We start from the raw sequence: 12,372 nt of genomic DNA, 5'->3' as shown, positions 1-12,372 counted from the left end.
TAAAAAGATTTTTTTCATTCACCGCTGACTACATTTGCTCGCGCAGCTTCTGGACCGTTCGAATGGCCTGCTCCGCTTCCTCGCTTGTCAGCTGCACCGGACTGTACTTCGCCTTCTCGAACAATTCGAGCAGCTGCTCCAAATCGCCGCGCAGGCCACCGCTGCGTTCCAGCCAGCCGGCCGCGGTTTCGCGAATCGTCTCGTGATCGCTGCGGCCAAACCCTTTGCGCCTTGCAAATTTAATAAGACGGTTGAATTCGGCAATCACCCGTTCATTGGTCCCGTCAGGCATTCTCCCCGGCAGTCTGAGTTTGAAGCCCAAGCGATCTGCCGCTTGAAGCAAACGCTTAATCCACGGCCGGTTGTAAAGCTGCTTACGGTAGCGCCATACCGCAGCGGCAAGCAATGCCATGCTGCCCAGCACCGCGCTGACGGTTACCCAGCCGGTATGCACAGTTGAACCAGCCGCGGTTTCCGGTTCAGCCGCCGTCTCCGCCGATACCTCCGGCAATGGCACCGGCTCGCCCTCAGGGGTCACCAGCGGGAGTGTGAACCCGCTTGTCGGCTCGAACGGAATCCAGCCGTATCCAGGGAAATAGACCTCAACCCAGGAATGCGCATCCGCATTGCGCACCGTGAACAAGCCGCCCGCAGTCGAATGAAGCCATTCAGCAGGTTCGATTCCTGAAGCTTCATAATCATCCGCTGGAGTCGTGCCCGGCGCATAGCCCTTTACCCAACGGGCCGGAAAGCCGAGCGATCGCACCATGACGACCATGGCTGTCGAATAGTAGTCACAATAGCCTTCCTTGATATCAAACAAAAACCGGTCCACGAAGTCTCTGCTGCGCCCTTTGCTGACATCCGGCTTGTTCGTGTAGTTGTAATTAAGCACCAGATGCTTCTCCAGCAGCTTGACCTTATCATACATGGTCTCCCCCGGTCCGGAGACGTCCAGCGCCAGCTGCCGCACACGCTGTGGCAAATTCGCAGGCAGCTGCAAATAATCCTCCCACTGTGCCGGGTTCAATGAGACGGTGCTTACCTCCCGCAGGCCGGCCTCATCCAGCACCGGAATCTGGGATACCAGCTCATAGGTTTCCGGGTACGCCTGGCTGCCGCTTATCCGCAATTCGCCCAGACGGGGGGTCCAGGATAGTCCGGACAGCCGCCCTGCAGCCGAGCTGCCGCTTCTGGTCACGGAAGAGACCGGGTAGGCCCCGAACAGGACGGGATAGCTTTGGTCCGGCTGCAGCATCGTAACCGTTTGTTTGACCTCTACGGCTTTCAGCTTGGAGCGGTCAATGCGGGAATCGGCGGCCAGTACGCCGCCGGCTGTTACCGGCGTCAGCTCGGCACGGTTGTCCGCCTCGCTTGCTTCCCACCCGCGTCCCGTATACAGCGATCTCGTCTCGCCCCGCCAATAGCTGCGGTAGTTCGAATCGACATTCATCACCGGCGCATAGTCGAAATCAAACGAGCCGCCCAAGGAGCCGTCGCTGCGGCTGTATCCCGAAGAAGAAACCCGCAATTCTCCGGCAACGATCGGCTCGCTTACCTTGCCGCCCGTCGTAAACGTCTCGCCCCGGTAATTTTTCCATAAGGTATACGGGTCCGGCACCATAGGACGAATATCCGGGGCCAGCGTCCCCAGCAGCATCGTCAGGCCGATAATCGTAACTATCGGGCCTGCGAGCATAATCGGATATTCGGACAAATACACCCAGCTGTCCGGGCTGCGCCGCTTCAATTCCCCGAGATGCTGAAGGATGAGAAGAAACAAGCCGGAGAACAAAACGATGGCTACCTCATCCCACAAGACTAGCAGGCTGAAGGAATCCCTTACGGCAAATCCGAATACCGTCACCAATATAAGCGTATAAATGCGCATTTTGGACTGGACGCTCCAAAGAGCGAACAAGATCAGCAGCCATGCCCCGCCTGAGAACCAAATCCAGGGAAACAGCTTAACGACGCCATATAAGCCCGCCTGCCGCAGCGGTCCCTCAAAATAAGAAACATCGTAATCCGCATACTGCGTCGTGATGCCGATAACAACGGCCAGCTGCAGCCCCAGCCTCAGCCAGGCAGGCGCCTTCCGGGTGAACAGCTGCAGCACAATGACCGACCAAAGCGTAATTCGCAGCATTTCATCGGTTTCAGGCAACAAGAATGCCTCGGCCTGAATCCAGCTCAAGTATTGAGATAAAAACAACCCGGTCAGCAAAACCGTAAGCTTCTGCGGCCAATCGGCCAGTAACTGGAGAAGCAGCTGCAATAGACGTGATTCTTTCAACCGCTTCGCCCCCTTAGCACGCCAGGAAGATCCTGCAGCCTTTGAACGGCATAGCCGGTATGTCCTTGCCGGTTCAGCTCCGCTCTCCACCGGGCTTCTCCGGCCGTCTCCGCTCCGCCTTCTGTCTGCTGCCCTGCGGCTTGCGTCCACAAATGACAGGCATTTATTTGCCGGTAATAGAGCCAGTTAAACGCTTGAAGCAACGGCTGTCCTTGGCGCGGACTTACGACGATCAGAAAGCTGCCCGGCGTGAAAAAACGCAGCTGCTCCTCCTTCATGACCTCCAGAAGACCAAACTTCCCGTCCGGCTCGGCCTCGGTCAGATGGTGCAGCACCTCATTCAGCATTCCCTTGCCGCGTCTGGCTTCCATGGAAAACACCTGGTTTCCCGCAGACAGCAGCCCGATATTCCAATCCTTTTGCGCGGCGAACTCGAACAACGAAGCGGCTACGCTGACGGCCAGCTCATATTGCTCTCTGGACGAATAGGCCTTTTCATCCCGGTCCAGCACCACGATAGTTCGCGGCAGCGACTCCTTTTCAAACTCCTTGGATTTCCATGTGCCTGTTTTGGCCGTTGCATTCCAGTGCACCCGGGACAGACGATCGCCGTAAATATATTCCCGCACCCCATTTATTTGGGTTGTCTCCCGGTGTGTTGTGGCCATGGAGGAATGATGCCGGCTCCCATGAGCATGACGCTGCAGCTGAGGCCATTCCCGGATAGCGATGCGCTGCGGCTGCACCCGGAACGGGCTGTCCAAGACCAGCTCCCCCTTGTGCTCGAACAGGCCGAACACATCCTCTGTCACGCATTCCGCCCGGTCAAAATAATACATCCCCCGCAGAAGCGGCGGCGTCTCGTAGCTAATCTGCCCGCGCCGCCGCCAATCCGGAACCAAAGAGGTATGAAAGAGGACTTCGCCGCCGCCCTGCCTGACCAGCCGATCCTTGACAAACACATACGGAATCGGCCAAAATCCCGGGATCGTAATTTCCAGCTGCACCGTGACATGATCGCCGGCTTGAATGCTCTGAACCTGACCGCCCTGCGAATCCTGCAGGCCGCGGGTTCCCGACGTCCGGGAAATCCCGCTCCAGCGGCCAAGCAGCAAATAGGCACACAATATGCTGACGACCGTAAACACCAGCGCGGCCAGCTTGCCGCCCTGGAACAACAAAAATAAGGTGCTCGCTACAAAGCACACAAGGACCGCCCAGAAGCGGACGGTTTGGCGCGGACGCTGTTCTCTGACGATGCGAACTCCGCTAATCATCGCTTATTTCTCCAACCGCACGGGAACCCGGATTTGGCTGAATACAGACTGCAGCACCGATTCCACGCTGTTACCCGCCATCCGTGCTTCCGAGGTCAGCACCATGCGGTGGGCCAGGACCGGCGCCGCCAGCGTTTTGATATCATCGGGAATCACATAATTGCGGTGGTGCAAATAAGCATAGCCCTGGGCGGCATGGGTAAGCGAAAGCGCCGCGCGGGGACTGGCGCCTAAATAAATGGCGTTGTGATTGCGGGTCGCCCCCACGACATCCACGATATATTCAGCGACCGAATCGTCCAAATACACCTCTCTGACGCGAGATTGCAGAGCGGCAATGGCTTCTACATCCGCAACCGCTTTCAATCTATCCAGCGGCTGCTGCCTGGTCTGGGACAAAATCATTTGCTTCTCGGTCATGCGGTCCGGATAGCCGAGACTCAGCTTCAGCATGAAGCGGTCCAGCTGGGCCTCCGGCAGTACATATGTACCCTCGAAATCTATCGGATTTTGCGTAGCGAGAAGCAGAAAAGGCACCGGCAGCGGATATAGCTCCCCGTCCGCCGTAACATGGCGCTCCTCCATCGCCTCCAGCAAGGCAGCCTGTGTTTTGGTCGTAGCCCGGTTAATTTCATCGGCAAGCAGGATGTTGGCCATGACCGGGCCGGGCCGGAATAAAAACGTCTCTTCCTTCGGATGATAAATCGAAACCCCGGTAATATCGGTAGGCAGCAGATCAGGATTACATTGAATCCGGCGGAATACGCCCTGGATTGATTTGGCAAGTGATTTAACTAACACTGTTTTTCCCGTACCGGGCACATCCTCAAGCAGAACATGTCCTCCGGCGAGCAGTGCGGTAAGCAGCAGCGTAATTTCGTAACTTTTTCCAAAAATGCATGATTCCAAGTTTGTTCTCAGCTCATTCAGCAACCGAATGTCTTCGTTCATTCCCGCTTCCATTTGCGCCGCTCCTCCTCAGGTACAATAATGTTGCCATTCTACCCTTATACTACCGTATCGGAAGGAGCGAACACAAACGATAAAACGCTGAATTTGTTTGTAAAATTGTCCAGATCCTTCAGCCCCTGGGCTTGCAGAACAACGCCGCAATGAAGGAAAAAATAATCGCAGCCGATATCCCGGCGCTGGTAACCTGGAATATTCCGGTAATGACGCCAATCCAGCCGTGTTCGTTCAGCTCCTTAATGGCCCCGTGGACCAGAGAGTTTCCGAAGCTTGTAATTGGCACACTGGCGCCCGCTCCGGCGAACTTGACCAGCGGATCATAAATGCCGAGACCGTCCAAAATCGCTCCGCTCACAACCAAAATGCTCATCGTATGAGCCGGTGTTTTCTTAAATACATCCATCAAAATCTGGCCGATAACACAAATCGCCCCGCCAACTACAAATGCCCACAAATACTGCATTCAGTTCACCCCATTCTCAATTGCTACAGCATGAGCAATACTGGGAATGCTCTCCCCCTGCTGGAACGATATCGGCGACATCAGCGCCCCGGTGGCGACAACGAGAATCCGGCGGAGCTCTCCGGCGCGCATCAGCTTGATCAGGTGGCCATAGGTAACGACAGCCGAGCAGGCACAGCCGCTGCCGCCGGCTTGAACAAGCTGCTTTTGCTTTTCCATATCAAAAATCATTAGCCCGCAGTCGTTATATTCCGTCTGTGAGATATCGACCTCTTTTTGCTTCAACAGGTCCAGATTAATGGCGTATCCGACCGAAGCCAGATCCCCCGTCACGATTAAATCATAATAGCCCGGCTCGCGCTGCGTGTCCTTGAAGTGCATGGCGATCGTGTCCGCGGCCGCCGGCGCCATCGCCGCTCCCATATTAAAGGGGTCCTTAATGCCCATATCCACGACCTTGCCGATCGTTGCAGCCGTAATGACAGGTCCTTCCCCGGTTGCCGATACAATGGCCGCCCCGGCGCCGGTCACTGTATATTGGGCTGTCGGCGGCTTCTGGGAGCCGTATTCCGTCGGATAACGGAACTGCTTCTCAGCAGTGCAGTTGTGGCTGCACGTGCCGGCCATCACATGATGGGCCCCGCCGCTGTCCACAATCATGGATGCCAGCGCCAGGCTTTCCATGGACGTAGAGCAGGCCCCGAATACACCAATGTACGGGATCGAGAGCTTCCTTACGGCAAAGCTGTTGCTTATAATTTGATTCAGCAAATCGCCGCCGATATAAAACTGGATTTGCTCCTTTTGCAAGCCGGAGCGCTTCAACACCAGCTGCGCCGCCTGCTCCATCATGAGCTTCTCGGCCTTCTCCCAGCTGTCCTGATCCAGCATTAAGTCGGGATGCACCACATCGAAGCGGTCCTTTAGCGGACCTTGACCTTCATCCGGGCCTACAATCGTTGCTTCCGCCGTCAGCACAGGCTTGTTCCGGAACAACCACGTTTGTTTTCCCTGCAGCATCAGTGTATCCCTCCCGTACCAAAAATAGCGATAATCAGCCCGATGACAAAGGCGGCAACGACCCCGAATACAATGACGGAGCCGGCCAGCTTGAACATATTGGCACCAACACCGAGCACATACCCCTCGCTGCGGTGCTCCAGGGCAGCCGAGCACATGGAATTGGCGAAGCCGGTAACCGGCACTGCGGTTCCCGCTCCGGCCCATTGAGCCATTTTGTCATATACCCCCAAGCAGGTCAGCACCACCGAGATAAAAATCAGCACAGCCACTGTCGGGGCCGCTGCCGTTTCCTTCGTGAAGCCGAACCAGCGGATAAAGCCTTCGCTAATCGCCTGTCCGATAACACAGATGATGCCTCCCACCACAAAAGCCTTCACGCAGTTGGAAACCACCGGCCGCCGCGGCTCCTTCGTTTTTGCGAGCTGCTGATACGCCTGCTGCGCCGGGGTCGTCATTTTATCTTTATTAGGCAATGTGACTTCCTCCTCTGCTAAAGCTGTGCTTTCATTTTCTCCAAAATAAAAACAGCCTATCCGCACGCAGCGGATGGCTGTTCACAGCCCGGTTCCCCGGATTTCCATAAACTATACGATGATGCCGCCGAGCAGAATGAGCAGCAGCGCAAGCAGCACGAACAACACAAGGATGAGCACCAGACCCGCTTGAACCCGCATGGAACAAACTCCCATCTGCAATAGAGTATCTGGTCTCATCGTATGCAGGCGTTTGCCCTGCGGTGACTGATTTCCCCCTGTGCGCCTGCGGCTAGCTCCAGACGACCTTCGTGCCTGATGTCCGGCTGGCATAAGCAAGCTCGACCACCCGGATCAGGTCGCGGGCTTCCTCGGCCTTCACAGCCTGCTCCGTTCCATGCACAATGACGTCATATACATTTTGATAAAAATGCTCGTAGCCGCCGGTCACTGTCGCGACCTTGCCTTGAAAGCCAAGCCCCTCCTTCTCCGTATGCAGCATGCCCCAGCCTGCTTCCGGTTCAAGAGCCCAGCCCGGCGACAGCGGGGTCAGACCTTGCTTCAGCATTTCCTCCTGCGGGTCAATGCCATACTTGATATACGAGCCCAGCGTGCCGTGAAGCGTAAAACGCGGTGCCTGAATCCGGGCCAGGCGTGAGGATTTTAACGACACCTTCACATGCTCATACCCCAGCGTCACATCAAAATAATCGACTGCCTGTCCCCCGTCACGCAAGGATCGGAGATCGCCCGTAACGGTCTGAGGCCGTCCGAACAAGCACAATGCCTGATCGATGAGATGAGCCCCCAGATCATACAGCAGCCCGGTTCCCGGTGCATCCAGCTCCTTCCACGGCGAGCTTTGGAGCTGCGGCGTATAGCGGTCCCAGCGGGCCTCGTACTCCACCAGGCGGCCGATTATGCCCTGCTCCAGAATACGGCGCACGGTCAGAAAGTCTCCGTCCCAGCGCCGGTTTTGATATGGAAACAGATGCAATCCCTTTTCCCTGGCAAGGGCAATCAGCTCACCCGCTTCCTCGGTTGTGGTGGTAAACGGCTTCTCTACGACCACATGCTTCCCGGCCAGCAGCGCTGCTTTCGCCGCCTCGTAGTGATATGTGCTCGGCGTGGCTACAACGACGACCTCGATTTCCGGAGCGACCAGCAGCTCCTCAATGGACGTGACGACCTCCACATCAGGGTACAGCTCCTGACTCGATTTGCCGCGGCGTTCCACTACCTTAGCCAGCTTCAGGCCCGGCACCGCGGTAATCATCGGGGCATGAAACACTTTGCCGCCCAGACCGAAGCCGATTAAGCCTACCTTCAGTATTCTTTCCAATTCCCGTTCCCCCGTTTCTCCGCCATAGCGCGGCATTCTAGCCTACCTTCGATTCTACTTTGTGTTCTTCCTCACTTCGTTCTCTGCTTCCCCCGTGTTCGCGGGCATTCTGCTCCTCATCCATCATATCATAGTGCGGCCGGTTTGGCGGCTTCCTTACACAATTCCCTATGACTGCCGCATACAAACGCCAGCCGCATGTCCTGCGCTATCCCAGCCAATAAAAATGCTGGCCGTCGCCCCGCTCCGGCTCCTCGGCCAAACCCGGCGGGATCAGCCCGCCTAGCGCCGCAGGGGCCAGCAGCGGTTCCTGCTGACCGTACGCCGGGGACAAAGAACGTGTAATATGAATCTGCGCGCCGCGCGGCACAAGGGGGTACAGACTGCGCATATCGGTGTTCAGGAGCCGTACGCAGCCTAGGGAAGCATTGACGCCGATGGAGGATTCATCCGCCGTTCCATGAACGGCATAGCTCCCGAAGCCCAGAGCCGCCGCTCCATAGCTTCCCTGCTGACGGCCCTGCGGCTTTCGGACCCGCGTATCGACGGAGAATCGTCCTTCCGGCGTACCGTCCTGCTCGCCAAGCCCTACAGGCATCCGGGCCACAATTACGCCGCCGCTTTCCAGCAGCAGCACATGCTCCGCTTTGCCGATGATCAGCTCTACAGGCGCAAAGCCGATTTCTTGCTCCAGCTTCACGTTCGGGATAAACATCGTTTCCGGGGTCGTACGCTCCGGACGGTACACCCAGCCGCCGCGTCCGTCCCATTGACCGGAAACCTCCAGGCTTCCCGTCAGCGGCTCCCGGGGAAGAAAGCTCAAATAATTGTCCGGGTACGGCCGCACCAGATCTTCAATACGAGCCGGAGGCCTGCCATAATCGGCCATATACTGGGCAAGCGCAGTACGCACCGAGTTCACCGCATAAACAAGCAGGCGGCGCCCGCCGGCACCGCCTCCTTCCTCTTCCCCCAGGCTGATGACCTGACTGCGATCCAGAAAACGGATGTTTACCGCCTTGTCCACCGCCGGAAAATAGTTGACGACGACGAAGGCCAGATCCTTCCACTTCTCGCCGTTCATCGGCTGGGCCTTGTGCAGCAGGCTTTTATCCTGTGTCCGAAGCCCGTAAATCATCAGCTTCCTGTCCGGATAGCCTGCGCTCAGATCAAGCGCCTTCTGGTGAAGCGTTTTTTCGATCTGCGCTTTGTCTTCGCCTTCCTCGAAATAGATAACATAAGGCAGCTCCGTCGTTTCATACACGACGTTCCGCCCGACCTCGCTCAGGCCCGCCTTGCTGACGACCGTCCGGTTGAAATGGGGGGATTGAAGCAGATACACAATCAGTACAGCAAACACAGCCAGCATAAGAATAAAAGGCACCATTTGGCGGCCGGACAGCTGCCTGCGCGCGCTTTCATCTGCGGCGGCTGCAGAGCGGGAGGCGCGCTTGGAGGCCGCATAGCGCTCGAGAGAGACCGGCTGAACCGGCTGCGGCTGCATACGTATTAATTCTTTACGGGCCATGTAATTAAACGGTGACGGATGCTTGGCCGCCTCTTGAAAATGAATCGCCGCCTTTTGCTTATTGCCCTGCTGCAGCAGCTTCTCGCCAACCCGGTAATGCGCTTCGGGAGAATGGGGATCTACAAAGCGAATCACTTTCTCATAATACTGGGGGTCACTGGGGTGAATGTAGAGATTGCTTTTTACACGGTTCAGTTTTGATTTTAAATAGTGAGAACGGCGCCAATTCGTCCCGTCCAATCTGCGTCCCTCCTTTGAATACAGCTCGTCTTAGATACGTTGTGTAGCTTATTATATTAGATGATACATTTAGTATCAACAATAAAGTTGCTGGCCCGATTTATGTTAAAATAGCTTCAATTCCATTGAGAGGCAGGGACTTTTATTATGGCTGCACAACCCACTGGCCCGAGTCAAAATGTCGATAATCACAAGCGGTTTGACCCGCTGTATCACCCGCTGCTCATGCCTGGCTCCTTCGTCGTGTTTATTCTTGTGCTGGTGTATCTGTTTACCAGCTTCTCCGCAGGCGAGAACCGGCTGCTCAGCGTTATTCTGCTGCTCTTCTCGCTTTGCCTGCTCGTCGTCGTTATGAAGCTGAGACTGTATGCGCTGTGCCTGCAGGACCGGATAATCCGCACCGAGCTTCAGCTGCGCTACTATATGCTGACAGGCGGGACGCTGCCCGGCTCCTTGACGCTTAAGCAAATCATCGCCCTGCGGTTCGCCTCCGACGAGGAGCTTGCCGGCCTTGCCGCCCGGGCAGCCGAGGAAGGCTTGGCACCGGCGCAGATCAAAAAAGCGATCCGCAGCTGGCAGCCGGATCACTTACGGGTGTAATCTATGAATAGTCAGAGCGTTGATCAGAGCGTTCGCATTCGGCCTGTGGCAAGCGATCAGGAAGTACATACCGTGTACGAAATCGAAAAACAGTCGTACCCGCCTGATGCGGCGGCGACCCTGGAGGCTTTTTTAGTGCGCAGGCGGAGGTTTCCGGGGCTGTATTTCGTAGCAGAGGCGGAAAACGGAGAACTTGTCGGCGTCGTCAACGGCATCCGGACCGATCACCCTGATTTGAGCAATGAAGGCTTAAAGGGGGACTCCGGGTTAAGCGAGGACGGCGCTTATTTTTGCGTGCTGACCGTTGCGGTCCATCCCGAGTGGCGCCGGCAGGGCATTGGACTTGCGCTTATGCGCGAGCTGCTTGCCGCTGCCGGTTCCGCCGGGCTGCAGGGCATCCTGCTGATGTGCGAGGAGCATCTGATTCCTTTTTATGAGGCGCTGGGCTTCACCTATGTGCGTCCTTCGGCTTCAACGCACGGCGGCATCGCCTGGCATGAGATGAAGCTGTCTCTCATTTGAACAGCCGGATGACGTACATGATAAGCGACAGCACCACACTGACAATAATGCACGTTACAATCGGGAAATAAAAACGGACGTTTTCTTTTTCTACCACAATGTCACCCGGCAGGCGGCCCAAATGGAGAAAACGTCCCCCGACCTGCCACAGCAGGCCGAGTACAATGAGCACGACGCCACCGATAATCAGCAGCTTGGCCACTGGATTCATTTGTGCGGACTCCCCCCTGCATTGAAGTTTCCCTCCGTACACACTACATGCTGCGCGTTATAACACGCATGTTGGCCTATGTGCTTGCGCTGTCTCTTATTTCTGCAAAAAGCCCTTTTCCACAGCGTCATGTATCATCTGCTCCGCATAGCGCCACAGCGCCTCGGAGCCTTCCGCGATATGTGCGTTTCGTTTGAATACCCGGTCGCTTGTAACGCCGTGTTTTCTCCAGGCGGCCCCGTCAGTATGATAATTCAGCAGCATCGGCTGCAGCCGATCAAGCGCTGCCGCATACCGCGCCTCCGGGGTATTCCGGGCTTCGAATTCGTTCCACAGCTCAAAAAACAAAGCGCGCTGATAGTCCGGCAGCAGCCCGAACAGCCGCTCGGCGGCAAGCTGCTCCCGCTCGGCCTTGTCCTCCTGCCCTTTATCATCATAGGCAAAAGTATCCCCCGCATCGATCTCCACCAAATCATGAATCAGCACCATTTGAATCACCCGCATGACATTCAAATCCGGCTCATTGGCATGCTCGGCCAGCATCATGGCCATTAAGGCCAGGTGCCAGGAATGCTCGGCATCGTTCTCCTGCCGGGTGCGGTCGGTCACCATCGATTGGCGCTGGATCGATTTCAGCTTATCTACCTCAACAATAAATTGAATTTGCTGAACCAGCCGGTCCATATGTAACGTCTTCATCGCTGCACGCTCCCTTTCTCCATCACCAAATCAAGCACGTCTGCTGCAACAGGCTCCGGCGTACAGCTCTGCATCCGGCGTCCCTCGTAAATGCAGAAATATTCAAGCGGAGCTTCTCCGGACAGCATCGGCGGCAGGAATAAGGCGATATTTTCCACGATCCCCGCATTATCCGGGTCTGTAATCCACTCCAGCGGCTTCCAGTCAAGCACGCCTTCATCCGTAGCAGCCGGGGTCTGTACATGCATGTTATCCGGAACCTCGGCCAAAAATACAAACATCCCCCCGCGCCCGGGCACGCCGACTCCCGTCTCCTGTCCGGCCTGTGCGGGGCTCGACCGACCGCCACGCAGTGTCGCAACGCGCGATTGGGCTTCGCGTGGAGAGGCTTCCTCCTCCGGCCAGGCCACTGTTCCGGCAAATCGCGCCTGCGACAGCGTCAGCCCCGTCTCCTCCCGGACCTCCCGAAGCACCCCCTGCAGCGGGGATTCGCCCTGCATAAGCTTGCCGCCGACACCGTTCCATAGCCCCATATTGGGCGCCTTGCGGCGGTTAAGGAGCAACAGCTCGCTGCCGCGCCGGATGAAGCAAATCGTATAGTTGTACCGCATCAGCTGAATCTCCGTTTCTCCCGTAAATTGTCATTTCAGCTTTTACGTTATCATAAACATGACAAAATTGTAATAGAAACAGCCTCGACAATCGGGTATAATAACTTTGTATATTTAA

General features: G+C 56.4%; 13 protein-coding genes. 2 read left to right on the top strand and 11 right to left on the bottom strand.

What is annotated here, in order from left to right:
- Positions 1 to 28 precede the first annotated feature (28 nt).
- The 8 genes from WBG83_RS14145 to WBG83_RS14110 form a co-directional block, all read right to left on the bottom strand.
- Positions 29 to 2,296 (bottom strand): DUF4129 domain-containing transglutaminase family protein, encoded by a 2,268-nt coding sequence (locus WBG83_RS14145; protein WP_336745758.1) that lies wholly within the window; start codon positions 2,294 to 2,296, stop codon positions 29 to 31.
- Positions 2,293 to 3,573 carry a DUF58 domain-containing protein gene (locus WBG83_RS14140; protein WP_336745757.1) on the bottom strand — a complete coding sequence of 427 codons (1,281 nt, stop codon included), beginning with the start codon at positions 3,571 to 3,573 and terminating at the stop codon, positions 2,293 to 2,295. The genes WBG83_RS14145 and WBG83_RS14140 overlap by 4 nt, the downstream gene beginning before the upstream one ends.
- A 3-nt stretch (positions 3,574 to 3,576) precedes the next feature.
- Positions 3,577 to 4,536, bottom strand: a complete 960-nt coding sequence (locus WBG83_RS14135; protein WP_336745756.1) for an AAA family ATPase — start codon at positions 4,534 to 4,536, stop codon at positions 3,577 to 3,579.
- 118 nt (positions 4,537 to 4,654) lie between these two features.
- The gene (gene spoVAE / locus WBG83_RS14130) at positions 4,655 to 5,005 is read right to left on the bottom strand and encodes a stage V sporulation protein AE (protein ID WP_336745754.1); all 351 of its coding nucleotides are present in this window, start codon (positions 5,003 to 5,005) and stop codon (positions 4,655 to 4,657) included.
- A complete protein-coding gene (gene spoVAD, locus WBG83_RS14125; RefSeq protein WP_336745753.1) occupies positions 5,006 to 6,025 on the bottom strand; it encodes a stage V sporulation protein AD in 1,020 nt (339 codons plus the stop codon).
- On the bottom strand, positions 6,025 to 6,483 hold the full coding sequence (spoVAC, locus tag WBG83_RS14120) for a stage V sporulation protein AC (RefSeq protein WP_336745781.1): 459 nt from the start codon (positions 6,481 to 6,483) through the stop codon (positions 6,025 to 6,027). Before spoVAC ends, spoVAD begins: the two co-directional genes overlap by 1 nt.
- Before the next feature lie 310 nt (positions 6,484 to 6,793).
- Positions 6,794 to 7,843, bottom strand: coding sequence for a Gfo/Idh/MocA family oxidoreductase (locus WBG83_RS14115; RefSeq protein ID WP_336745752.1), 1,050 nt, complete (start codon positions 7,841 to 7,843; stop codon positions 6,794 to 6,796).
- A gap of 208 nt (positions 7,844 to 8,051) precedes the next feature.
- Positions 8,052 to 9,611: a L,D-transpeptidase family protein gene (locus WBG83_RS14110; RefSeq protein WP_336745751.1), complete on the bottom strand. Its 1,560-nt coding sequence runs from the start codon at positions 9,609 to 9,611 to the stop codon at positions 8,052 to 8,054.
- 147 nt (positions 9,612 to 9,758) lie between these two features.
- Here WBG83_RS14110 and WBG83_RS14105 point away from each other — a divergent pair, with 147 nt between their 5' ends.
- Both WBG83_RS14105 and WBG83_RS14100 read left to right on the top strand, forming a co-directional pair.
- Entirely contained in the window at positions 9,759 to 10,211 is a 453-nt protein-coding gene (locus WBG83_RS14105) for a DUF6526 family protein (RefSeq protein ID WP_336745750.1), read from the top strand.
- 72 nt (positions 10,212 to 10,283) lie between these two features.
- Positions 10,284 to 10,733: a GNAT family N-acetyltransferase gene (locus tag WBG83_RS14100; protein WP_336745748.1), complete on the top strand. Its 450-nt coding sequence runs from the start codon at positions 10,284 to 10,286 to the stop codon at positions 10,731 to 10,733.
- On the opposite strand, the gene WBG83_RS14095 is transcribed toward WBG83_RS14100, so the two are convergent.
- The 3 genes from WBG83_RS14095 to WBG83_RS14085 form a co-directional block, all read right to left on the bottom strand.
- Positions 10,726 to 10,944: a DUF2905 domain-containing protein gene (locus WBG83_RS14095; RefSeq protein WP_336745747.1), complete on the bottom strand. Its 219-nt coding sequence runs from the start codon at positions 10,942 to 10,944 to the stop codon at positions 10,726 to 10,728. The two genes, WBG83_RS14100 and WBG83_RS14095, sit on opposite strands and share 8 nt — an antisense overlap.
- Positions 10,945 to 11,040: 96 nt before the next feature.
- Positions 11,041 to 11,643 carry an HD domain-containing protein gene (locus WBG83_RS14090; RefSeq protein WP_336745745.1) on the bottom strand — a complete coding sequence of 201 codons (603 nt, stop codon included), beginning with the start codon at positions 11,641 to 11,643 and terminating at the stop codon, positions 11,041 to 11,043.
- Positions 11,640 to 12,254, bottom strand: coding sequence for an NUDIX hydrolase (locus tag WBG83_RS14085; RefSeq protein WP_336745744.1), 615 nt, complete (start codon positions 12,252 to 12,254; stop codon positions 11,640 to 11,642). The genes WBG83_RS14090 and WBG83_RS14085 overlap by 4 nt, the downstream gene beginning before the upstream one ends.
- Between the last annotated feature and the right edge of the window lie 118 nt (positions 12,255 to 12,372).

Origin of the sequence: Paenibacillus sp. y28, assembly GCF_037137075.1 — a bacterium.
Taxonomy (GTDB): domain Bacteria; phylum Bacillota; class Bacilli; order Paenibacillales; family NBRC-103111; genus JBBBNV01.
This window is presented reverse-complemented; position numbering and strand designations above follow the sequence as displayed.

Bases quoted from the DNA above. Each gene is read 5' to 3' on its own strand.
- WBG83_RS14135 (WP_336745756.1), bottom strand. From the start codon at position 4,536: ATGGAAGCGGGAATGAACGAAGACATTCGGTTGCTGAATGAGCTGAGA.
- spoVAD (WP_336745753.1), bottom strand. From the start codon at position 6,025: ATGCTGCAGGGAAAACAAACGTGGTTGTTCCGGAACAAGCCTGTGCTG.
- WBG83_RS14140 (WP_336745757.1), bottom strand. From the start codon at position 3,573: ATGATTAGCGGAGTTCGCATCGTCAGAGAACAGCGTCCGCGCCAAACC.
- spoVAE (WP_336745754.1), bottom strand. From the start codon at position 5,005: ATGCAGTATTTGTGGGCATTTGTAGTTGGCGGGGCGATTTGTGTTATC.
- spoVAC (WP_336745781.1), bottom strand. From the start codon at position 6,483: ATGACGACCCCGGCGCAGCAGGCGTATCAGCAGCTCGCAAAAACGAAG.
- WBG83_RS14090 (WP_336745745.1), bottom strand. From the start codon at position 11,643: ATGAAGACGTTACATATGGACCGGCTGGTTCAGCAAATTCAATTTATT.
- WBG83_RS14105 (WP_336745750.1), top strand. From the start codon at position 9,759: ATGGCTGCACAACCCACTGGCCCGAGTCAAAATGTCGATAATCACAAG.
- WBG83_RS14085 (WP_336745744.1), bottom strand. From the start codon at position 12,254: ATGCGGTACAACTATACGATTTGCTTCATCCGGCGCGGCAGCGAGCTG.
- WBG83_RS14095 (WP_336745747.1), bottom strand. From the start codon at position 10,944: ATGAATCCAGTGGCCAAGCTGCTGATTATCGGTGGCGTCGTGCTCATT.